Origin of the sequence: Pyxidicoccus trucidator (assembly GCF_010894435.1) — a bacterium.
Taxonomy (GTDB): Bacteria; Myxococcota; Myxococcia; order Myxococcales; family Myxococcaceae; genus Myxococcus; species Myxococcus trucidator.
This window is the reverse complement of sequence record NZ_JAAIXZ010000004.1, coordinates 395,471-417,907: the sequence shown is the minus strand read 5'-3', so window position 1 is coordinate 417,907 and position 22,437 is coordinate 395,471. Positions and strand designations below refer to the sequence as shown.

The 22,437-nt window shown below is 71.2% G+C and carries 16 protein-coding genes; 7 read left to right on the top strand and 9 right to left on the bottom strand.

Going from position 1 to position 22,437, the window contains the following annotated elements; all coding sequences use genetic code 11:
- The 5 genes from G4D85_RS15015 (at position 1) to G4D85_RS14995 (ending at position 5,987) form a co-directional block, all read left to right on the top strand.
- Positions 1–1,347, top strand: coding sequence for a hypothetical protein (locus G4D85_RS15015; protein ID WP_164012391.1), 1,347 nt, complete (start codon positions 1–3; stop codon positions 1,345–1,347).
- A gap of 160 nt (positions 1,348–1,507) precedes the next feature.
- On the top strand, positions 1,508–1,951 hold the full coding sequence (locus G4D85_RS15010; protein ID WP_164012390.1) for a hypothetical protein: 444 nt from the start codon (positions 1,508–1,510) through the stop codon (positions 1,949–1,951).
- Between the two features lie 185 nt (positions 1,952–2,136).
- Entirely contained in the window at positions 2,137–3,993 is a 1,857-nt protein-coding gene (locus G4D85_RS15005; RefSeq protein ID WP_164012388.1) for a penicillin-binding transpeptidase domain-containing protein, read from the top strand.
- Between the two features lie 489 nt (positions 3,994–4,482).
- The gene (locus tag G4D85_RS15000; protein ID WP_164012386.1) at positions 4,483–5,307 is read left to right on the top strand and encodes a lipoate--protein ligase family protein; all 825 of its coding nucleotides are present in this window, start codon (positions 4,483–4,485) and stop codon (positions 5,305–5,307) included.
- 239 nt (positions 5,308–5,546) lie between these two features.
- Positions 5,547–5,987 carry a hypothetical protein gene (locus tag G4D85_RS14995; RefSeq protein ID WP_164012385.1) on the top strand — a complete coding sequence of 147 codons (441 nt, stop codon included), beginning with the start codon at positions 5,547–5,549 and terminating at the stop codon, positions 5,985–5,987.
- A 61-nt stretch (positions 5,988–6,048) separates the two neighbouring features.
- Here the strand turns inward: G4D85_RS14995 and G4D85_RS14990 are convergent, their stop codons facing one another.
- Positions 6,049–8,640 carry a glycoside hydrolase family 15 protein gene (locus tag G4D85_RS14990; RefSeq protein ID WP_164012383.1) on the bottom strand — a complete coding sequence of 864 codons (2,592 nt, stop codon included), beginning with the start codon at positions 8,638–8,640 and terminating at the stop codon, positions 6,049–6,051.
- Between the two features lie 203 nt (positions 8,641–8,843).
- Here G4D85_RS14990 and G4D85_RS50295 point away from each other — a divergent pair, with 203 nt between their 5' ends.
- Positions 8,844–8,966: a hypothetical protein gene (locus tag G4D85_RS50295; protein ID WP_275900289.1), complete on the top strand. Its 123-nt coding sequence runs from the start codon at positions 8,844–8,846 to the stop codon at positions 8,964–8,966.
- A 22-nt stretch (positions 8,967–8,988) separates the two neighbouring features.
- Here G4D85_RS50295 and G4D85_RS14985 read toward each other — a convergent pair whose 3' ends face one another.
- The gene (locus G4D85_RS14985) at positions 8,989–10,245 is read right to left on the bottom strand and encodes a type 2 periplasmic-binding domain-containing protein (RefSeq protein ID WP_205525556.1); all 1,257 of its coding nucleotides are present in this window, start codon (positions 10,243–10,245) and stop codon (positions 8,989–8,991) included.
- Positions 10,246–10,671: 426 nt separating this feature from the next.
- On the opposite strand from G4D85_RS14985, the gene G4D85_RS14980 reads away from it, so the two are divergent.
- Positions 10,672–11,196 (top strand): hypothetical protein, encoded by a 525-nt coding sequence (locus tag G4D85_RS14980; protein WP_164012381.1) that lies wholly within the window; start codon positions 10,672–10,674, stop codon positions 11,194–11,196.
- A 161-nt stretch (positions 11,197–11,357) separates the two neighbouring features.
- Here G4D85_RS14980 and G4D85_RS48850 read toward each other — a convergent pair whose 3' ends face one another.
- The 7 genes from G4D85_RS48850 to G4D85_RS14945 form a co-directional block, all read right to left on the bottom strand.
- Positions 11,358–12,713, bottom strand: a complete 1,356-nt coding sequence (locus G4D85_RS48850) for a hypothetical protein (protein WP_205525555.1) — start codon at positions 12,711–12,713, stop codon at positions 11,358–11,360.
- A gap of 191 nt (positions 12,714–12,904) precedes the next feature.
- Entirely contained in the window at positions 12,905–13,912 is a 1,008-nt protein-coding gene (locus tag G4D85_RS14970; RefSeq protein WP_164012379.1) for a hypothetical protein, read from the bottom strand.
- Between the two features lie 27 nt (positions 13,913–13,939).
- Complete coding sequence (locus G4D85_RS14965) at positions 13,940–15,304, bottom strand: sensor histidine kinase (protein ID WP_164012377.1); 1,365 nt, start codon at positions 15,302–15,304, stop codon at positions 13,940–13,942.
- 4 nt (positions 15,305–15,308) lie between these two features.
- The gene (locus G4D85_RS14960) at positions 15,309–16,700 is read right to left on the bottom strand and encodes a sigma-54-dependent transcriptional regulator (protein ID WP_240359278.1); all 1,392 of its coding nucleotides are present in this window, start codon (positions 16,698–16,700) and stop codon (positions 15,309–15,311) included.
- Positions 16,701–16,783: 83 nt separating this feature from the next.
- Positions 16,784–19,198 (bottom strand): ABC transporter permease, encoded by a 2,415-nt coding sequence (locus tag G4D85_RS14955; protein WP_164012375.1) that lies wholly within the window; start codon positions 19,196–19,198, stop codon positions 16,784–16,786.
- A 31-nt stretch (positions 19,199–19,229) separates the two neighbouring features.
- Positions 19,230–19,907, bottom strand: coding sequence for an ABC transporter ATP-binding protein (locus G4D85_RS14950; protein ID WP_164012373.1), 678 nt, complete (start codon positions 19,905–19,907; stop codon positions 19,230–19,232).
- A gap of 15 nt (positions 19,908–19,922) precedes the next feature.
- A complete protein-coding gene (locus G4D85_RS14945) occupies positions 19,923–22,343 on the bottom strand; it encodes an ABC transporter permease (protein WP_164012371.1) in 2,421 nt (806 codons plus the stop codon).
- Positions 22,344–22,437 lie beyond the last annotated feature (94 nt).

The window sequence follows — 22,437 nt, the reverse complement described above, 5'->3', positions numbered from 1 at the left end:
ATGCGCTCCTCGTTGACGAAGCTGTCCCTGCTCGCGCTCCTCGTCACCGGCTGTGAGCGGATGCCGGAGGACCCCGTCTTCATCTACGGCCGGGTGCTGCACGCTGACGGCGCGCCCGCGGCGGGTAGCCCGCTGAAGATGGAGCGCGCGCTGGACACGCGCAGCGACCTGTCCGGGATTCCCGAGGAAGTGGAGGGACGGACCTGGGACTACGCGCCGTACTCCGCGGGCACCAGCGAGGCGTCGGGCTACTTCACGCTGGAGGCCCTCGCCGGAGACCTCTACACGGAGCGCTACTTCTCGGAGGGCTACTACGGCTACCTGCAGCACCGCTTCCGCGTGGCCCCACCGCTCGCGGAGGACGGCCACGGGGTCTTCGTAGCCTTCTTCTTGGAGGATGACGTGGAGCTGCCACCGCTCCAGCAGTGGGCCTCGGGCTTCAGTGTGGGTGACGGGCCCGAAGGGCCGCGGCTGACCTTCGCCCCCGCGCCGCCCGCGCCGACGCTGCCTCCGTCGGCGTCGCTGCCCGAGTCGTACGACAACGAGGGCATGAGCACGGAGCAGGTGCCGCCCAGCACGCCCGCGCCGGTGGTGCAGCTCCATGCCGCGGACGGGGTGGTGTGGCAGCAGCTCCACGCCGCCTCGCCGTGGGTGCCGAGCCCCTACGTGCTGGAGGACTTCTCCGGGGTGGAGGCCCAGGTGCGCGCCGCCAGCGTGGGCCAGTGGTACTTCGAGCCGCTGGGTGCCCAGTTCAGCCAGCTGACGTTCCGCCTGGAGTGGCGCAGCCCGCGCCTCGCCCTGCCCGCCGGAGGACTCCGGCCCCTCAGCCGTGGCGCCACGTGCAGCCCCCTGCCGGCGCCGGGCCCGTGCCCCTTCACTGACGGGAAGGCCGCCGCCGTGGAGACCCGGCCGGGGAGCACGCAGCCCGGGCCGGGCAACCCCGAGGGCTTCGGCGTGGAGGCGCTGACCTTCACGCTGGATGCCCCCGTGCGTCCCCGGAGGGTGGTGGTGCGTGGGCTGGAGACGACCCTCAACTACGTGCCCCGCGTGAAGGTGGTGCTGGAGGGCAGCCTGGACGGAGCCACCTGGACGCCGCTCGAGAGCCTCACCTTCGTGAACTTCGACCCGGAGGACCGGGGCCGGCAGATCTACCAGTACTCGCTGGTGGACACCGACGCGGACAGCCCCTTCGACGGACCGATGGAGCTCTTCACTCCCCCCGTGTTCCTCGACGCCCCACTCACCGGCGAGGCCTCGGTGCGCCACGTGCGGCTGAGCGTGAGGACGGAGGACATGCAGTTCGCCGGCAGGCTGTGGAAGCTCGGAGAAGTGTCACTGTTCGAGTAGCGGCCTTGTGGGCATACACGGGCGCGGGACGCTCACTCGGCGCTGCTGTGATGACGCCGCGCACTGAGCCGCCATCAGGGGAATTACGGACCTGCTTGTCTTCCCGAGAGAGCGGGTGAGAGCCTGTCACCGTCCCACCCTCACCCGGAGGAAGTCCCGCATGTCCATTCAGAGTGTCGTGAAGCGCCTTCAGCTTGGGGCAGTGCTCATGTCCGCGGTCGCCATGCTCGGTGCCTGCGGCGAGCCCGTTGATGGTGAGGAACCGCTGGAGCAGGAGACGCCCGCCGTCACCCAGGCCCAGGTGCCTCCTCCGGCCGCGACGATGTCGTGCGACAAATTCGGGACGAACATCTCCTGCTCTGGCGGCGGCAGCGGCGGAGTGACGCCGTACACCTACCAGTGGCAGGTGGTGGACGACTTCGGCGGCGGCTCCACGAGTCCCTATTGGTACAACGGCACCACCACTCGCTCCGAGTACTGCAAGTTCGGCTTCTTCACCTACGGGACGTACTTCACCAAGTACATCCGCTTCCGCGTCGTCGACACCAACGGCTACGTGTCGAACGTGGTGCAGGAGAACTTCGCCTGCTGGTCTCCGAACTAACGAGAGAGCCCACCCGTACGTCCGTGTGAAGCCGGCACCGGACCCCGTGTTGACACGGGGCTCCGGTGCCCGCCACCCACCGGAGTGTCGCTGCGCCGCGGGCGCCAGGGCCGTCGCGGTCCGTGCAAGTGCTCCGCGCCCTTCGTGCGTGGACGTCATGGCTCGCGCGCAGCAGAGTGCGCCGCATGTCATGGCAAGGGTGGAGGGTTGGAGTCAGCGTTGCGGTGGCCGTGTTCCTGACGGCCTGTGCTTCCGTGCGAGGACGGCCCGCGGATGGACCGGTGGACGAGGCCGAGGCGTACCTGCAGGCGTGGGCCGGTGGAGACGTGGCCGCCCTGCGACGCGCGGTGGACGGGCCTCCGGCGGGGTTCGAGGAGCAGCACCAGCGCTTCCGGGACGGGCTGCGCATCGTCTCCTCCCGCTTCGAGCTTGGCCGCGTCGAGCGCGAGGGCGAGGGAGAGAGCGCGACGGCCACGTTCCGCGCCGTCCATGTGCTGCGCGGGCTGGGTGAGTGGGAGATTGAGGGCACACTGCCCTTCGTGCGGCGCGAGGGACGCTGGCTGGTGCGCTGGGCTCCCGCCGTGCTCCACCCGGAGGCGCGCGAGGGCGACCGCTTCTCGCGCACCCGGACGTGGCTGGAGCGGGCCGGGTTGCAGGACGCCTACGGCGAGCCGCTCACCCACGTCGGAGAGGTCATCACCATCGGCGTGGACCCTTCACGCGTGCGCAATCGCGCCGACGTCATCGCGGCGCTGCAGGTGGAGCTCGACGTGGACCCGCAACGGGTGGAGAAGGCGCTGGGCGGGACGGCGGAGCGCTTCGTGCCCATCATCGACGTGCGGCCCGAGCGCTACCAGCTCGTGCGCCCCGCGCTGGCGCCCGTGCCGGGCATCTTCTTCCGCAAGAAGACGGCGCGGCTCTCTCCCTCGGAGGGCTTTGCGTCGCACACGCTCGGCCGGGTGGGTGAGGTGACGGCGGAGCTGCTCTCGCAACTGGGTTCGCTCTACCAGCCGGGAGACATCGTGGGCCTGTCCGGACTGGAGCGGGCCTTCGAGCCGCAGCTCGCGGGGACGCCCTCGGGCGAGGTGGTCCTCACGCGCGCTTCGGGCGAGGCGCTCGTCCTGTTCCGCTTCGAGGGGAAGCCGGGCACACCGGTGACCACCACGCTGCGGCCCGACTTGCAGATGGCCGCGGAGGCCGCGCTCGAAGGCGTGGCGCAGCCGGCGGCGCTCGTCGCGGTGGACAGCGAGACGGGAGCGGTGCTGGCCGTCGCGAGCCGGCCGCTCTCCCAGCCGCTGCACCGCGCGCTCACCGGCCGCTATCCGCCCGGCTCCACCTTCAAGGTCGTCACCACGGAGGCGCTGCTCGCTCGCGGCATGGGCGTGGATGCTCCGGCACAGTGCCCTCCCACGGCTGCGGTGAAGGGGAAGTCCTTCCGTAACTTCGAGGGCGAGGCGCTGGGGAACACCACGCTGCGGGGTGTCTTCGTGCACTCGTGCAACACGGCCTTCGTGTTGCTGTCGGCGAGTCTCGGAGATGAGGCGCTCGGGGAGGCGGCCCGTCGCTTTGGCTTCAACGTGGAGTACCACGCCGGGCTGCCTTCGCCCGGTGGCGCGTTCCCCGTGCCTCGGGACGCCGTCGAGCTGGCCGCCGCCGCCATCGGCCAGGGACGGATGCTGGCCACGCCGTTGCACCTGGCCTCCGTGGCCGCCGCGGCGGAGTCGGGCCGGTGGCGGGCGCCGTATCTCGTGACGGACCTGGACGATGGCCCGAGCGCCTCGCTCGCGGACGGCACCCGGGGGGCCCTGCACGTGCTGATGCGCGCCGTCGTCACGGAGGGAACGGGAAGGGCCGCCGCGAGTGTTCCGGAGCTTGCCGGCAAGACAGGCACGGCCGAGTTCGGCACCGGTACTCCACTGCCCACGCATGCGTGGTTCATCGGCTTCCGCAACGGAGTTGGCTTCGCGGTGCTCGTCGAGGGCGGCGGCGTGGGTGGCCGGGTCGCCGCTCCCATTGCCGCGAAGTTTGCCGCAGCGCTCTGACAGGCGCGCCCTCCGGCCGGGGCCGGGAAGGGTGCCTCGTGGAACGAACGTTCCTTCCGGCGTCCCCGCGTCAGGACGCGCCGCTTCGTGGAACGAACGTTCCTTCCGGCCTCCCACCGTCAGGGCGAGCTGCCTCGTGGAACGAACGTTCCTTCCGGCCTCCCACCGTCAGGACAGGCTGCCTCGTGGAACGAACGTTCCTTCCGGGCCCCTCCGCATCAGGACGGGCTGCTTCGTGGAACGAACGTTCCTTCCGGCCCCCTCCGCATCAGGACGGGCTGCTTCGTGGAACGAACGTTCCTTCCGGCCTCTCCTCGCCGGGGCGCGCCGCCTTGTGGAACGGACGTTCCTTCCAGCGTCTCGGCTCCGGGGCGAGCCACGAGGGTGCACTCGACGCCCGGGAGCCCCCCTCGATTCCGGCTTTCCTGTGCTACCGGGAGGGGCGCATCGGGCCATTGCGTTCCAGGACCAACTGGAGAGGATGGCGCCATGCCTGCGTCCTCATCGTCCTCAGCCCCCATCGCGTGGAACGTCATCGAGCCCATCGAGGAGTCCTCTGGGGCCTGGCAGATGGCGCTCGATGAGGCACTGCTCGATGACGCCACCGCGCGGGAGGACTTCGTCCCCACCCTGCGCCTCTATGTCTTCCGCCCCGGGTGCCTTAGCCTCGGGCGCACGCAGGCTTACGCCAGTGTCGACGCCAACGCGGCTCAGGAGCAGGGGCTCGAATTGGTCCGCCGGGTGACAGGTGGCTCGGGCGTGCTGCACCACGGTGAGCTGACGTACAGCTTCGTGGCCCGTGTCGCCCCGCCCTTCACCGACAGCATCGAGCAGAACTACACGCTGCTGTCGGAGGCCATCGCCGCAGGGCTGACCCGCCGCTTCGGAGTCCATGCCGAGTTGGAGCCCTCGCGCCCCGAGCGCAGCCCGGCGAATGGCGCGTGCTTCCTCACGCCCGCCCTCAAGGAATTGAAGGTGGCCGGACGGAAGCTCGTGGGCAGCGCGCAGCGGCGGCAACGCGGTGCCTTCCTGCAGCACGGCGCCCTGCCACTCGCGACGGACTACGCGCTGCATGCCCGCCTGTTCGGACTGACGCCGGAGCGACTGCGCGGGGCCATGATGGACCTGACGGAGGCTGCCGGACGAGAGGTGAGCCATGCCGAGGCCGGCGAGGCGCTCGTGCAGGGCTTCACGGAGCGCCTCGGCGTGACGCTGTCCCCTGCCCCGCTCGCGCCTCATGTTCGTGCCCGAGCAGAGGCGCTCGTCGCCGAGCGCTACGGCCGCGAAGAGTGGACGCGCGACGCCATCGGCTGAACGACGGGAGCGCGTGTAGCGACCTTCAAGCCCCCGGGTGTATCGGGCAGCGATTCGACGGAAGCGCGACGCCTGTCTCCGCACGCTCGAATGAGACGGGCCGGGTGTGACGTCCTTCGAGGCGTCCTCACCTGGTGGGGCGTCGAACCCCGGGCAGCAGGTGTGAGACATTACCGGCTTGGCCGCCCGAGCTGCCGCCACGGCGCCGTGCTCCGCCGCTTCCTCCAGGAGAACCCACCATGGTGAAGGCCGTGTCCCGTCAGTCCCGCAAGGCGCTCCTGTTCGTGTTCGGTGCGTCGCTGCTCGCGTGTGGTGCTCCGGAGCTGGAAGAGGGCTCCGCTCCCGAGTACGCCTCCATGGAGCAGTCGCTGACGTCCTCCCTGTCGTTGCCCAGCCGTAACCCCATTACGGGAGACACCTACTTCACGAACACCGTCAGCGCCGGCACTCCGCCCTTCACCTACTACTGGCAGAGCACCGAGCAGCGCGCCTGGGACGGCTCCACCATCATCAGCGGTTGGTACACGGGCTCCAGCACCGAGTACTTCTACTGCCCGCGCACCGGCAACCGCGGGGAGGAGTACTTCTGGTCCCTCAGGGTGGAGGCCTACGCGGTGGATGCCACTGGCGCCGTCTCCGCCATCACCTACAGGGGACTCCCCTGCAGCCTCCCCATGTAGAGAGGGGATGCTGGCGGCCCGCGCGGTGTCGCCCACGCGGGCCCCAGGACGCTGAGGAAGCTCAGGTGCCGCGGCGGCGCAGCGCCAGGACGAGCCCCGAGAAGGCCACGAGCAGCCACATGGCCATCGCGCCCGGCCCCGTCGTGTTGCAGCCACCGCCGCCCACGTCTCCATCACCGTCGGTCGACGTGCCCGCGTCCGGCTGCTGCGTGCCGGCGTCCGGCTCCTGCGTGCCCGCATCCAGCGTGCCCGCGTCCGGCTCCTTCGTCAGCGTGCTCTCGTCGAAGTACGCGCCACACGCCGGGTCCTCCGTCGCGTCCGCCCGCTGCGCCAGTGCCAGCGCGTACGCTCCCGCGCCGAAGCCCACCATGGGGGAGTTGAACTTGTACGTGCCGTTGTTCTCGTCGTACGTCTCCGCCACCGCCAGGTAGTTCTTCAGCGACTGGTCCTTCACCCAGTTGAGCACCCGGTCCGCCCGCGCCGAATCCCCAGCCAGCCGCGATGCCACCGCGCCCCGCAGGCTGACGATGACCCACTCGGCGCTGTCGTACTCGCTGCCCCACGGGCTCACGTCCGCGCCACCCGAGTGGTCATACCTGTCGTCATTGCGCTGCCAGCCCGCTCCCGCCGGCGAGGACAGCCGCAAGTCGAGCGCGCGCAGCGTGGCCTTCGAAATCTTCCCCGCCGGGTCGAACAGGCCGAAGGCGAACGCGTCGAACACCGCCGCGTCCCAGTAGCCACGGCCCACCTTCAGCTCCTCCAGGTTCGAGGCCAGCGCGTAGTTGGCGTCCGTCAGCTTCTCCGCCATGGCCCGGCGAATGGACTCGCCCGCGTTGCGGTAGCGCAGCGCGCGGTCCGCGTCACCCTGGCGCTCCGCCAGCACCGCCGCGTCACACAGGCCGCGCGCCGCCGTGAGGCTGGTGTACGCCCAGGAGCGCTGCCGCCCGTTCCAGTGCGTCTCCCAGATGGACGAGTCCGCGCGGATGAGCCCCGTCGCCGGGTCGATGAGCGCCACCAGCGCGTCCGCCACCTTCGTCGACACCGTGTCCCAGTGCTGGTCCACCAGCGTCGTGTCCCCCGTGGTGCGCTCGTAGTGCCGCAGCGACCAGAGGAACAGGCCGAAGCCGTCGAACTCCAGGTTGGGGCCCGACTCGTTGAAGTCCGTCTCCTCCACTCCGAAGCCGTGGTAGCGCGTCAACGTGATGATGTACGGCGGCATGCTGTACGACTGCAGCTCGCGCCAGTCGCGGAACCGGCCGCTGTCCGCGTTGAGGTAGTACGCCAGCGCATCCTTCGCGTCGCTGTTCATCCCCAGCGTGGCCATGGCCGCCGCCGCATACGCGCCGTCCCGAATCCACGCGTACGTCCACTGCCCCGGCGGAAGGCTGGCCAGCACCGCGCCCTTGCCCGCGTGCCGCACCGTGCCCGGCAGCGTCACCGGCGTGTTGCTGTTGGGCGCCTTGAAGCGCGTGCGGCGCGTCTCTCCGTCCCGCGTCAGCGACTCGCGCAGGTAGGCCTCGCTCTCCCGCACCTGCGCCATGTGCAGCACCACCGCCGAGTGGCGCACCAGCGACTCCTCGTCCTCCGCCACGCCCGCCGGCAGCTTCACCGTGTCCCGCTGGAAGGTGGCCCAGCGCGCGACCTCCGCGTCCACCAGCGTCTTCGCGTCACTCGCGCCCGCGTAGTCCGTCAGCCACTGCCGCGCCGTGGCGCCGGCCTCCGGATTGGCATGGTGCGCGAAGACCACGCCCGCCCACTTCTCCGCGCCCGCCGCGATGTCGCCCAGGTTGAACTGGTACGCCGTCGCCCAGCCATTGCCCGCCGAGGGCTGCGCGGTGAACTCCTGCAGGTCCTGCCCACCGCCGCCGTTCACCACGTTGAAGCCATTCTGCGAGCCCGTGGCCGTGGACAGCCACGCCGCCTTGCGCGCCACCGCGCCCAGCGGCCTCGCCGCCAGCACGCCCGCGAAGCCCTTCTCCGAGAAGACGTCTCCCGTCAATTCCACCGTCTCGCCATTCTCGTCCGTCTCCGCCATGACGCCCGGCCTGCCGAAGCCCAGGTGGAAGTTGTGCAGCGAGAAGGCGCTCACCCCCGTGACGGCCGCCGTGCCCGTGTTGCGCACGCGCAGCGCCATGACGAAGGAGGCGTGCGGCAGCGCCTGCGGCGCGAAGACGTACGTCGTCACCTCCAGCGCGCCCACCTTCTGCACCAGCGTCGCCAGGCCCGTACCGCCCGTCTTCCCCGCAGCCCAGGCCGCGTAGCCGCTGGCCTCCAGGTCCGCCGCCTGCGTGCTCAGCCAGCGCTGCGAGCCGCCCGAGCGCAGGCCGAAGAAGGCGTCGAAGAGCAAGTCGCGCGAGTGCACCACCTTCGGCTGGCCCCGCTCGAAGACGTCGGCGCCCACCGTGTCGATGATGGGCTCCTCGGTGGCGAAGAGGTGCTCGCGGAAGTGCGACACCTTCTTCTGCTCCAAGTCCAACATGACCGCGCCATGGCCGTTGGACGAGGGCAGGCGCAGGAAGGTGCGCTGGATGGCGACCTCGGCGCGGGCGCTCGGCGCCACGCCGCAGAGGAAGGTGAGGACGAGGGGCACCGCGCGGAGGACGCCCGAGGGCACCCACCCGGAGCGGCGGTACTGGCTGGGAAGGGGTTGCATGCGCCGGATTCTGGAGTGCTTCCGGCCCGGGGCCAACGGGCACACGCCAGACGCTCGGGGCGGGGCTCCGACGCGGGGCGGCAGGGCCCTCTCCGCACCTTCCGCGACGGGCCCCGCAGCCGGGGCCGGGGCCCGGCGTTCAGGGTCAGATATTCAGTGAATAGTCAGCACTGACTGGCAAGCCGATTGCGCTACCAGTGTGGGTGGAGCGCGCCCGGGGCGTCAACGCCGCGAGCCCCCAGGTGTACGTGGCCCTCTTCGAGTCCGGCAACCGCGGCACCGTGCTCGGCGGGGTGGGGAGACAGCCGAGGCCCCGGGGACGGTAGCCCCGGGGCACGCTCCGTCTGCTCAGCGGGTGATGGCCTCCTGGATGTCGTCACGCATCTGCCCGCGGATGTCCAGCAGCCCTTCGTTGGGGAAGGGCATGCCCTGCAGCACCTCCAGGCCGATGACGGGATAGAAGGGGTCCTGGCGGACCTTCGGCATCGCGTAGGCATCCAGCGTGGCGGGCACGAGGTAGCGCGGCACTCGAGCCCCGGCCGGAGCGTCCTCGCTCATCAGAATCCACTCGAAGGTGCTCGGCCGGCTCATGTACTCCACGAACCTTCGCGCCGCCTGCTCGCACGCGCCGGTGCAGCGGACCGACAGGAAGTACGAGTCCGTGAAGAGGATGGGGCGGTCGCCATTGCCGAGCGGAGCGGAGGACAGCTTCAGCTCGGACGCGCGCTGGCCGGCGGGCAGGTTCTTCAGGATGACGTGCAGGCGCTCCGAGTAGCCCATGGTGGCGTCCGCCTGACCCTGCGCGAAGCGCTTCGCCGGGAGGTCGAAGTCGTCGTTGTAGGTCCCATCCACGCAGGGGTTGGCCCCGTTGGACTCGCAGGCCTGCGTGAAGCGGCGCAGGCCGTCGAGCACGTTCGCGTCATAGCGGGCCGTGGTGACGGCGGACTCGATGCGCCACGCCCCGTTCGTGTCGGCCCAGGCATCCAGGTACAGGGCGGGCAGGTTCCAGCTCCCGAGCAGGTCCGCGGCGAGGTCTGGCTCCGGCGTCTGTCGGGCCTCCAGCGCGTGCAGCAGGTCGCTCACCGTCCTGGCCCGGCTCACGTCCTCGTCGCGCGAGATGATGAAGTGGCCACAGAGCCAGTGAGGGATGCCGTAGAGGCGTCCCTCGTGCACCGAGGCGGCGACGCCAGCAGGGTGCCAGACGGCCTGCGCCGGGAGCCGGGACCACGGCCGCACCGCTCCGGTGGCGACGAGCTCGCCGAGAATCACCGTATCCGTCTCGACGACGTCGTAGCTGCACTCGCCCTCGCCCTTCAGGGACCGGGCGAGCATCGACGGCTCGTAGAAGTCATCCTGGAAGCACGAGGGATTCAGCACGAGGTCGACGTCGGGGTGCTGGTGCTCGAACTCGGTCTCGATGCGCGTGAGCATGGACGCGAACTGGTCACCGGCCGCATCCGGGATGTACGGATAGATGGGGACCCGCAGGGTGACGCGCTCATTCGAGCGCGCGCCCTCCGTCTGCGCCCGCGCGGCCCCGGTGCAGACCACCGAGAAGACGACAGCACCCAGGACTCCCAGCGACTTCGACGCAGGTACGCTCATCTGGACCGGCCTCCTGATTGTAATTGCCGCGAGCGGGCACGCCCGGAGGCAGGCCCGTCCTTACATGGAAAACATGATTTACCTGGAGGCATCTGACTAGCATGCGGCCCTGGTTCCGCAAGCGTCATCTGGCTCGAGCCTTGCGGCGGCCACGCTCACGGAAACGGCACCTTCGTTCATGAGAATGGCGTCATGCGTGGCCAGGGCCCGTGAGCCCTCCGCGTCGAGACGGGACAACCCTCCGGGACTCCTCGGGTTTCCTGCTCGCGCGCCGCGTGGAACCTGAATTCCCGTGCAGGCCGGCCTGACATCCTGGCGCACTTTCGTAAGTCATTGGCGCCGGGGAATTACCAAGGAATGAGACCCACTCCGTTCCTGATTCTGCGCGGCGTTCGTCCACACCCCCGCCGCGGTTGAGGGGAACGCATGATCTCGCTCGCCGGGCCGGCCGGGCAGTTCTGGAAGAGGGTCTCGACCTACCTGCGCGTCCTGATGACGCAGGTGCTCTACATCGCGCCGCTGTTCTGGTTCATGGAGCTGGCCCAGAACATCGCCTGGCGTCAGGTGAACGGAGACTGGGGGTGGATCTTCCCCGAGTCGCCCTACCACTGGTTCTCCTTCGGCAGCCTCATCCTCTGGGCCGGCTGCGTGACGCTGCTGTGGAGCCTCCACTTCTGCTGGTTCTACCCGCGCCGCATGAAGGTCTGGACGCGCATGGCCATCGGCACCGTCCTGTGCTGGGCGGGTGAGTGGTTCGGCGGGTACGTCGCCGCCAACGTCTTCGGGCATCCGCTCCAGGTGTGGCCCGGCTCACCGCTCGTCTACGTCCACTACAGCGCCCTCTTCTTCTGGCTGAGCAACTGCATCGTCTACCACCTGCTCACCGTCAACATGGTGGACCTCACCCCCGCCTACGACGCGCCGCCCGACCTGGGCGTCCAGACGGCCTGAGCCTCGCACCACGGATGAGCTGACCCCCGGGCCGCTCCGGACCTCCCCAGGTCCGTGGCGGCCCTTGGCGTTTCTGGAGTCTGGGAGGAAATACGCCTGGGCTCGTCGTGCACGCCGGAGCCCGGGACGAAGTGCTCCCGGGCCCGTCCGGTTGCGTGGGCCTACTTGCTGGCAGGAGGCGTGGCGGACGTCGGGACCCTGTCATCCGTGGCGATCGGCACGGTGGTTCCGGGAGAGGCCGCGAGCGTGTCGCCCTGCTGCACGGCCTGTTGCAACAGCGCGGCGGCCTGGGCCGGTGCCGCGCTCACCGGCGCGGGCTGCACGGGCGCCACCACCGGGGGCTGTGCACTCACCGGCGCCGGCTGCTGTGCCACGGGCTGAGCCGGCGCCGACGCCACGGGCTGCGTGGCCGGCTGCTCCGCCGTGGGCTGCGGCGGTCCCGAGGCCACGGGCTGCGCGGCCGGCTGGGGGTCCGCGCCGCGCCGCGCCTGCTGCTGGCCGAAGATGTAGCCGCCCACCGTGCCCAGCAGCGTGCCGAGCACCGCGCGGTCAATCTTCTCTCCCGTGCCGAGGATGATGATGGTCAGCAGCAGGAAGGCCATGCCAATCATCTCCACCAGGATGCGCTGCTGGAAGATGGTCTGCTGCACCTCGGGCTTGAACAGCAGCGTGGCCAGGTAGAGCAGCAGCAGGACGACCACCATGATGATGATGGCCCAGGTCAGCCGCCCGTCCGTCTCGAACTTCTGCACCTCGCGCGCGTCCAGCGCCACGCTCAGCTTGTCGATGGCGGACTGGGAGTCCTTCACCTGCTTGCCGTGCAGGTCGATGGTGGCCTGCGTGCGGTCGATGACGCCCTGCCACACCTTCGCCACCGCCTCCTGGTCCTGGGCGAACAGCCGCTCCAGCTCTCCCATGGACAGGGTCTTCGCGCGCTCGGTGGCGGAGGAGAGGGACTCCTTCATCTGCTCGATGAACACGTCCGGCGTCATCCCACTGTCGCGGCCGAGCTGGGGAAACTGCAGCACCTGCAGCTCGTTCCAGCTGGGTAGCGAAGCCACCTTCGCATCCCCATAGAGCTCGTCGGACAGCGGGGTGCGCTGGCCCTGGGTCATCGTCTGGGGAAAGTAAGAGTCCAGCGCGAAGGCCTGGGCGTTGTACAGCTCGGTCGCGGAGCGTTCGAGGCGTGCGTACACGTCCTTCACCGGGAGCCCGCCCCGGCTGGTCACCTCGGTCACCGCGGCGAAGTCCTTCTGGAACCGGGCGAGCAGGGGCGCCACCGTCGCGGCGTCGAACTTCCGCGCCCGGACGTCCGTCTGCCGCGCCCGCGCCTTCTGGAGTTCATGGCGGAGGGCGGTGAGCTCGGATTCCGCCGCTTCCAGCCGCTTCTGCTCCGAGGCCATCCGCGCCTGGAGCAGGCCCGTCGACAGCTTCTCCAGCGCGTCGTCCGTGTCGTCCGAGGGCTCCGCCGCCACCGCCGTCCCCATCAGTCCCCACACCACGACGAGTACGGCCATCCGTCCTGCATTCATGACGTTCACCCCAGGGGAACGGACCCGGCCCCGGAAGTTCCCGGCCATGACGCCCCACGTCCCGCCATCCTAGGGACGGGGCCCGCCAGCCACCAAATTGCCGGCCCCTCCGAGGCCGCGGCCGAGCAGGCGAGGGAGCACGGCTCGACTCCCGCCCGCCCCGGGCCAACCCCTGCTCACTTCACCTCGCGCCAGGTGTGCTGGCAGAAGCGGCACTGCTTCGCCTGGGGCGTCCGTGCGACACCCCCGCATTTCGGGCAGCGGTTGATGACGACCTTCCCCGGATGCTCCGCGAGCAGCCGCGCCTCCAGGTTCGCGGCGAGCGCCTCCCGGCCTCGAGCCAGCAGCGACAGCGACTCGCGGTCGTCCGTGGCCCACTTCTCACCGTCGGCGGTCTGGATGCGCCCCACCGTCGCGGCCTTCTGCTCCGACTCCGACAGCAGGTCCCGGTAGTGCCTCAGCAGGTACTCCAGGAGCGGGTCCTTCAGCTCATACGGCATCAGGCGCAGCCGGGCGTTCCCCACCGCTTCATTGATGGAATGGCGGCCGGCATCGCCCGAGGAGATGGCCGTCCGCTGGAAGAGGAGCACCTGCGTCATGATGGTGGAGGGGCCGGCTCCCAGGGCGCCATCCACTTCGCGCAGCGCCTCGTCGAAGCGTCCGGCCCGCCGCAGCACGTCGGCCAGGAAGACCCAGTGGGCTCCCTTCCCATCCGCGGTGTCGGCCATCCAGCGCCGCAGCAGCTCGCGGCGACCCAGCAGGAGGTCCGCACACGCCGAGCGACACTCCCGGGCCAAGGCCTCGTTCCCGACCTCCTCCGCGGCCCAGGCGGCAAGCAGCCGCGAGTTGGCCTCCGCGGCCCCCTTGCCGGCGGTCTGGTCCAGCATGGCGGCACACAGGAACCTGTTCACGAACGCCGGGCTGCCCTCCGAGTGGAGACGCGACTGGTATCCGGCACTCCGCACCACGGCGGGCGAGGAGGGATACCCCCGGGAGAGGTCAGGAGCGCAGTGGCCGCAGGCAGGGCACTCCTGAATCCAGGAGTCGAGCGCGGCGTGCCCGATATCCGAGGGGCGCCCGTCCAGGTCCGGTGAGCCGCCTTCGCTCAGGCTGCAGAGCACGCGCTGCTCACTCTTGGCGCCACACACGGAACAGGTGAGCTTCTCCGCAACGATTCGGGTCATGGTCGTGCATCCGTCGAATGGGGGCGCTCAGCCCTGACTGGCCACCAGCCCCGGCGTGTCCAGCGGCAGCTTCAGCCGCGCGCGGCAGCCTCGCCCTTCCGGCCGGTTCTCCAGCCGCAAGGCCCCACCGTGCGCCTCGGCAATCTGCCGGCTCAGCGCCAGGCCGATGCCGCTGCCCTGCGGCTTCGTCGTGAAGAAGGGCACGAAGAGGTTGCCCGTGTCCGCCAGCCCCGGGCCCTCGTCCTCCACCCACACCTCCACCACGCCCGGCGACAGCACCGCCCAGGACACCCAGACGTCGCCCCCACCCTCCGCCGACAGCACCGCGTCCACCGCGTTGCGCACCAGGTTGATGAGGAGCTGCTCCAACTGGTCCACGTCCCCACGCACCACCAGCGTCGGCCCCGCGCGCACGCCCACCGGGCGGCGCTTCTCCAGCGCCGCCACCCGCCGCACCCAGCCGTCCACCTCCACGTCCGCCAACGCGGGAGGCGGCAGCCTCGCCAGCCGCGCGTACGCCGACATGAAGCGCGCCAGCGACTCCGAGCGCCGGGCGATGATGCCCAGGCCGCTCTTCGCGTCGTCCTCCCAGTCCGACGGACGCGGCTGCTGCACCAGCGTGTCCCGCAGCGCCTCGGCGATGGAGCCAATGGGCGCCAGCGAGTTGTTGATTTCGTGGCTCAGCACGCGCACCAGCCGTCGCCACGCCTCGCGCTCCTGCTCGCGCAGCGCCAGCCGCAGGTCCGCCAACACCACCAGGTGGTGCGGCAGCCCGCCCTGGCGGAACGAGCCACGCCGCAGCTCGTACGGGCCGCCCTCCTCCGCGAAGGTGCGCGTCAGCCGCCGGGGCACCGGGCCCTCCAGCAGGTCGGTCAGCTCCAGCGCTCCCGCGACCTTCCCCACCAACTGCGAGCGCGACTGCCCCAGCAGCCTCTCGCCCGCGCGGTTCACCAACTTCAGCGTGCCCTCGCCGTCGAAGGCCAGCACGCCGACGTCGATTTCCTCCATCACCTGCTCCAGGAGCGCGCCCGCCTCCAGCGCTCCCAGCCGCTGCTCGCGCAGCGTGTCTCCCAGCGCGTTCACCTCCAGCAACACCTCGCCCAGCGCGTCGCCCGCTCGCGCACCGCGTCCGCGCACGGAGTAGTCACCCTCGCGCAGGCCGGCCAGCAGGTTGGCCACCGCGTGCAGCGGCCGCATCACCCGCTCGCGCACCAGCAGCCCCACGCCCAGGAACATGCCCACCACCAGCGTGGTCAGCGTCCACTGCACCTTGGCCGAGAAATCCCCCGTCCACACCAGCAGCAGCGACGCCGCCGAGCCCGGCAGGCCCGCGAGCCACGCCAGGCCGAGCACCTGCAGGTCATGCTGCGGGGGCCCGCGCTTCTTCTTCACCGACTCACCGAGCTCCCTTGATGCCGTAGTGCTGGAGCCGCCGGTACAGCGCGCTGCGAGACAGGCCCAGCCCCTTGGCCGCCTCGCTCACGTTGCCCTCGTGCCGCGCCAGCGCCCGCTCAATCAGGTAGCGCTCCACTTCCTCCAGCGTCATCTCCTCCAGCCGCGACTGGCCCTCTCGCGTGGCGCGCTTGAGCAGCAGGTCATCCGCCGTCACCTCGTCCCCCGCCGCCATCAGCAGCGCGCGCTCCACCGCGTGCTCCAGCTCGCGCACGTTGCCCGGCCACGCATAGGACAGCAGCGCCTCCAGCGCTCCAGGCGACAGCCGCATCGTGGGCCGTCCGTAGCGCCGGCCGTGCTCCGCCAGGAAGTGAGCCGCCAGCAGGGGAATGTCCTCGCGCCGCTCGCGCAGCGCCGGCAGTTGCAGCTCCACCGTGTTGAGGCGGTACAGCAAATCTTCGCGGAAGCGGCCCTCCGCCACCGCCTTGGACAGGTCCACGTTGGTGGCGCTCACCACCCGCACGTCCACCCGGCGCGTCTTCGACGAGCCCACCGGGTGCAGCTCGCCCGTCTGCAAGACGCGCAGCAGCTTGGCCTGCTGCGACAGCGGCATGTTGCCAATCTCGTCCAGGAAGAGCGTGCCGCCATCCGCCAATTCGAAGCAGCCGATGCGGTCCGCCTTCGCGTCCGTGAAGGCGCCCTTCACGTGGCCGAACAGCTCGCTCTCGAAGACGCCTTCCGACAGGCCACCCGAGTTCACCGCCACGAAGGGCCGGTCCACCCGCGTCGAGGAGGCATGGAGCAGCCGCGCCACCACTTCCTTGCCCGTGCCGTGCTCGCCCGTCACCAACACGTTGGCGCCGGACGGGGCCACGCGCTCGATGAGGCGGCGGATGGGCTGCATGGCGCGCGACTCGGACACCATGGCGGGCTGCCCGCCCTGCCCGCGCCGCAGGTGCTGGTTCTCCTCCTCCAGCCGCCGGCTGCGCTTCAGGGCCCTGCCCAGCTCCAGCTGCGTGCGCAGCGTGGCCAGCAGGCGCGTGTTGTCCCACGGCTTCTGCACGTAGTCGCGCGCTCCGCCGCGCATGGCCTCCACCGCGCCCTCCACGCTGCCCCAGGCCGTCATCACCACCACCGGCAGCGACGCGTCCTGCGCGCGGATGCGGCCGAGCAGGTCCATGCCCTCCCGCCCGGACGTGGTGTCGCGCGCGTAGTTCAGGTCCATCAGGACCAGGTCCACGTCCTCCGACTCCAGCGTGGCCAGCGCGCCCTGGGGCGACTGGGAGGTGACGACGGAGTACCCGTCGCGCTTGAGCAGCAGCCGGAGCGCCTCCAGCACGTCCGCCTGGTCGTCGGCGATGAGGATGCGAGCGGGCCGGGCGGTGGACGCCGGCACGGGGGCGGGAAGACTCGATGCGGTGGGAAGAGGCTCTGACACGGGGGTACCTGAAGGAAGAATGCGCCAGAAAACGGGCGGCGTCAGCCGCGACGAAGGACGGAGGCCGGGTCCACGCTGGCCGCCCGACGAGCCGGCAGCCAGCTCGCCAGCCAGGCGGTGCCCAGCAACAGGAAGGCCACGGCGCAGAGCACCGTGAGGTCCAGCGAGCCCACGCCGTACAAGAGCCCCTCCATGACCCGGTGCAGCGACAGCGCCCCGGCAAGCCCCAGCCCCAGCCCCAGCGCCACCCGCCGCAGCGCCTGCCCCACCACCAGCCGCAGCACGTCCCCGCGCTGGGCGCCCAGCGCCATCCGCACGCCCATCTCATGCGCGCGCTGCGCCACCGCGTAGGACATGACGCCGTAGATGCCCACGGCGGCCAGCACCAGCGCCAGCACGCCAAAGGCGCCCAGCAGCACCGTGCGGAAGCGCGGCCGGTTCAGGTCCGCGGCCAGCCGGTCCTCCAGCGTGGCGACCTGCGCGAGCGCCACCGTCGAGTCCAGCGCGCGCAGCTCCTCGCGCACCACGGACTCCAGCGCCAGGGGTGACAGGCCCGGCGCGGCCCGCACCGCGAGCTGCCCGCCCGAGACCGGCCCCTGGGCTCCGCCCTGCTCCACGGGCACGTACGCCGTGGGCTCGTGGCCCGCCTCCACTCCGGCGTACGGAACGTCTCCCACCACGCCCACCACCGTGACCCAGAGGGGATTGCCCTGCGCGTCATCCCCGCCGAACGTCACCCTGCGGCCCAGCGGGTCCTGGCCCGGGAACACCTCGCGGGCGAAGTGCTCGCTCACCACCATCACCAGCGGCGCATCCGTCCGGTCGGTGTCCGCCAGCCGGCGGCCCGCGAGCAGCGGCACGCGCAGCGCCTCCAAGAAGCCGGGCGTGGACGTGTTGACGAGGGCGTTCGGCCGGTTGGGCGCGTCCACCGTCCCCTCCACCCAATAGCCCGAGCGGCGGATGTCCCCGCCCCCCGGCAGGCTCTGGCCCAGGCCCGCGGCGGCCACCTCCGGGCGCGCGTTGAGCCGGGCCATCAGCTCGCGGTGGAAGGCCGCCAGCCGCTCCGGCTCGCGGAAGCGCTCCCGGGAGATGGACAGGCGCGCGACGAAGACGCCCTCGGCGTCCAGCCCCGGGTCCACCTGGTGCAGCCGCCAGAAGCTCTTGAGCATCAGCCCCGCGCCGGTGATGAGCACCAGCGCCAGCGCCACCTCCGCCACCACCAGCACCGCGTGCGTCCGACCTCGCGACGCCTCCGTGGCGCCCCGGCCCAGCACCGTCCCCGGCGAGAGCTGGCTGCGCTGCAGCGCGGGCGCCAGCCCCACCCCCACGCCCGTCAGCAGCGTCACCGCCAACGTGAAGAGGAGCACCCGCCCCTGCACCGCCACGTCTCCGCCGCGCGGCAGCGCGTTGGCTCCCAGCAGCAACAGCAAGTCCGTGCCCCACAGGGCCAGCAGCACGCCGCCCACGCCGCCCAGCAGCGCCAGCATCAGGCTCTCCGTGAGGAGCTGCCGCACCAGCCGCCCCCGCCACGCGCCGAGCGCCACGCGGATGCCCAGCTCGCGCTGCCGCGACGCCGCCCGCGCGAGCTGGAGGTGCGCCACGTTGGCCGCCGCCAGCAGCAGCACCAGCGCCACCGCGCCCAACAGCACCCACAGCGCCAGGCGCACGTCCCGGGTGAGCTGCTCGGCGTAGCTCACCACGCCCAGCTCCAGGGCGGCGTCCTCCGCCAGCAGGGACGGGGCGAGCGCCGCCAGCTCCTGCTTCGCCGTCTCCAGCGTGGCCCCCGGTGCCAGCCGTCCCGCCACCATGAACGCGCGGAAGCCCCGCTGCGTCCGGGGCTCCGAGGTGGCCGCGCCCGGCTGGCTGTCATAGGGCACCCACAGCGCCGTCGACGCCTGGGGCACCTGGAAGGACGGCGGCATCACCCCCACTACCGTGTACGGCTGGTCGCTCAGCGTCAGCGTGCGGCCCAGCACGTCCGCCCCGCCGCCCATGGCCTGCCAGTGCGAGTGGGAGAGCACCACCACCGGCGTGCGCTGCTCCTCGAGCGTGAAGGTGCGCCCGAGCACGGGCTGCACGCCGAACGCGCCGAAGAAGTCGCCCGCCACCAGGGTGCCCCGGACCTGCTGCGCGTCCCCTTCACCCGTGAGGTTGAAGAGGTTGTTGGAGTACGCGGTGAGCGAGCGCAGCTGCGTGGACTGGCGCTTCAGGTCCTCGAAGGTCATCAGGCTGTAGCGCGGAGGCACCCGCTGCTGCTTCTCCGAGCCGAGCATCACCACCCGCTCCGGCTCCGCGAAGGGCAGCGGCCGCAGCAGCACCGCGTCCACCACGCTGAAGAGCGCCGTCGTCGCGCCGATGCCCAGCGACAGCACCAGCACCGCCGCCACGGTGAACACGGGCGACTGGCGCATCGTGCGCAGCGCGTACCGCAGGTCCATCTTCAGGTCGCTCAGCATCGCGGGTCTCCCGGCTCCGGCGCTTCTTCGTTCAGGGCTTCTGCAGCCACCCGTCCGCGAGCTGGACGACGCGGTGGCCATACGCCGCGTTGGCGTCGGAGTGCGTCACCTGGATGATGGTGGTGCCGTCCCGGTTGAGGCCCTGGAAGACCTCCATGATGTGCTTCGCCTGCGCCGAGTGGAGGTTGCCGGTGGGCTCGTCCGCCAGCAGCACCTTGGGGTTGGAGATGAGCGCGCGGGCAATGCCCACCAATTGCTGCTGCCCACCGGAGAGCTGCGAGGGGAAGAGGTCCTTCTTCCCCACCAGGCTGAAGCGGTCCAGCATGTCGCCCACCAGCGCCTCGCGCTCGCCGCGCTTGAGGTTGCGGTAGGACAGCGGCACCTCCAGGTTCTCCGCCACCGTGAGGTTGTCCAGCAGGTGGTACTGCTGGAAGACGAAGCCGATGGTGCGCCGCGACAGCTCCGCGCGCTCCTTCTGCTTCATCGTGTGCACCGGGTTGCCGTCCAGCACGAACTCGCCCGTCCACTCGGCGTCGAGCATGCCCAGAATCGACAGCAGCGTGGACTTGCCCGCGCCGGACGGGCCCATCAGCGTGACGAACTCACCGGGCTGGATGTCCAGGTCGATGCGGCGCAGCACCCAGGCGCGGCCGCCCGCCAGGGGATAGGACTTCTCGACGTTACGGAGGGAGATGAGGGGCTGGGACATGGCGTTCTCGGGTGCCTACTCCGCCTTCAGGGCGATGATGGGGTCCACGCGCGTGGCGCGGCGCGCGGGCAGCCAGGTGGCCAGCAGGGCCACGCCACACAGCAGCGCGGCCACGCCCACGAAGGTCCACGGGTCATACGCCGTCACCCCGTACAGCAGCGCGCTCAGGAGCTGGGCGAGTCCCAGTGACAACACCAGGCCCACCGCCACGCCCAGGCCCGCCAGCTTGAGGCCCTGGCCCAGCACCAGCGCCAGCACGTCCCGGCGCGCCGCGCCCAGCGCCATGCGGATGCCCATCTCCCGCGTACGCTGCGCCACCGAGTAGCCGATGACGCCGGAGATGCCCAGCGCCGCCAGCAGCAGCGCCGTGCCCGCGAACAGCCCCATCAACATCGCCGACAGCCGGCGCGAGCCGATGGAGTCGTCCACCAGCCTCACCATGGGCGCTACGTTGAACAGGGGCAGGTTGCCGTCCAGCGCGCGCACCTCGGATTCAATCGCCGTGCGCAGCGACTCCGGGGTGCCCGCCTTCGCGCGCACCACCAGGTTCAGGTTGTAGAGGGGGAACTGCGCCGCCGAGTAATACGCCGCCGGGCGCGAGGGCTTGTCCAGGCCCCACTCGCGCAGGTCGTCGATGATGCCCACCACCGTGGCCCACCGCGTCTCCTGGCGGTGCAGCTTCAGCCGCTGGCCCAGCGCGTTGCCCTGGGGCCAGTAGAGGTCCGCGAAGCTCTTGTTGATGACCACCGCCCCCGGCGCGTCCTGCCCGTCCGTCTCCGCCAGCATGCGGCCCTCACGCAGCCGCGCCCGCAGCGCGCGCAGGTAGTCCGCGCTGGCGAAGCGCGTCTCCACCGCCGGCCACATCTCATCCGGTGCCTTCGTCCGGCCCTCGATGTCGAAGCTGTTGTCGGTACGCCCACCGAGCGGCAGCATGTTCGTCACCCCCGCGGCCTCCACACCGGGCAGGGCCTGGAGGCGGGCGAGCAGCTCACCCATGAAGGACGACCGGCGCGCCGTGTCCGCGTAGCTCGAGCGCGGCAGCGCGACGCGGCCGGTGAGCACGCCCTCGGGGGTGAAGCCCGGCTCCACGTCGCTCAAGGCATGGAGGCTCTTCGCGAAGAGGCCCGCGCCCACCAGCAGCACCAGCGCGAGCGCCACCTGCGCCACCACCAGCCCCGCGCGCAGCCTGCCCGCCTTCTTCCCGTCCGTGCCGCGCGTGCCCTCGCGCAGCGCGCTGTTCAGGTCCGCGCGGCTGGCCTGGAGCGCCGGCACCAGGCCGAACCCCAGCCCCGTGAGCAGCGACACCCCGGCGGTGAAGAGCACCGACGGCACGTCCAGCCGCACCTCCGCCGCACGGGGCAGCCCCTCCCCCACCACCGCCAGCAACACGTCCGTACCCCACACCGCCAGCAGCAGGCCCAGCACCCCGCCAGCCAGCGACAGCACCAGGCTCTCCGTGAGGAACTGCGCCACCAGCCGCTGACGGCCCGCGCCCAGCGCCGCGCGGATGGACACCTCGCGCCCTCGCGCCGCCGCCCGCGCCAGCAGGAGGTTGGCCACGCTGCTGCACGCCACCAGCAGCACGAAGCCCACCGCGCCCAGCAGCAGCCACAGCGTGCCGCGCACGTCGCCCACCACCTGGTCCTCCAGCGAATTCACGGTGATGGCCCAGCCGCCGCCCTTGTAGTTGTTCTCATGCGTGCGCTCCATCTCCGACGCCACCCGCGCCAGGTCCGTCCGCGCGGCCTCCAGCGTCACCCCCGGCTTCAGCCGCGCCAGCACGCTGAGGCTGCGGCTCCCACGACGCTCGTTCGAGGCCTGCTCCGGCGTGGGGGCCAGGGGCGCGTACACATCCGTGCCCGCCGGGTACTCCACGTCCGGCGGCAGCACTCCCACCACCGTGTACGTGTTGCCGTCGAGCTGGAGCGTGCGCCCCAGCACGCCCTCGTCCTCCGCGAAGCGCGTGCGCCACGCCTTGTGCGTGAGCACCAGCACCCGCTCCCTGCCCGGCGTCTCCTCCTCCTCGGTGTAGGCCCGGCCGCGCACCGGGGACACGCCCATCGTGGCGAAGAAGGAGGCCGTGGAGGTCGTCACGCTGAGCCGCTCCGGCACGTCTCCTCCGGTGAGCGTCGCATCGTCGGTGTCGTAGGCCGCCACCGACGCGAAGACGCGCGGCAGCTCGCGGTAGTCCCGGTACTCCGGCACCGACACCGAGATGTCCTTGAGGTCCGCCTTGAAGAAGTTGCCCCAGAGGTGGACCAGTTGCGACGGCTCGGCGAAGGGCGGCGCCTTGAGCAGCACGCCGTTCACCACGCTGAACACCGCGCTGTTGGCGCCGATGCCCAGCGCCAGCGCGAGCACCGCCACCAGCGTGAAGCCGGGGCTGCGGCCCAGCGTGCGCAGCGCGTAGCGGACATCCTGCAGGAGGGTTTCCATGGGGTTTCCAGAACGACAGGGGGTGAAGGGCACGGGCGCACTCCGGCCAGCCTCCGCGCCTCTTCAGGGGCAGAGCGGGACGGAGCGTGAAGGC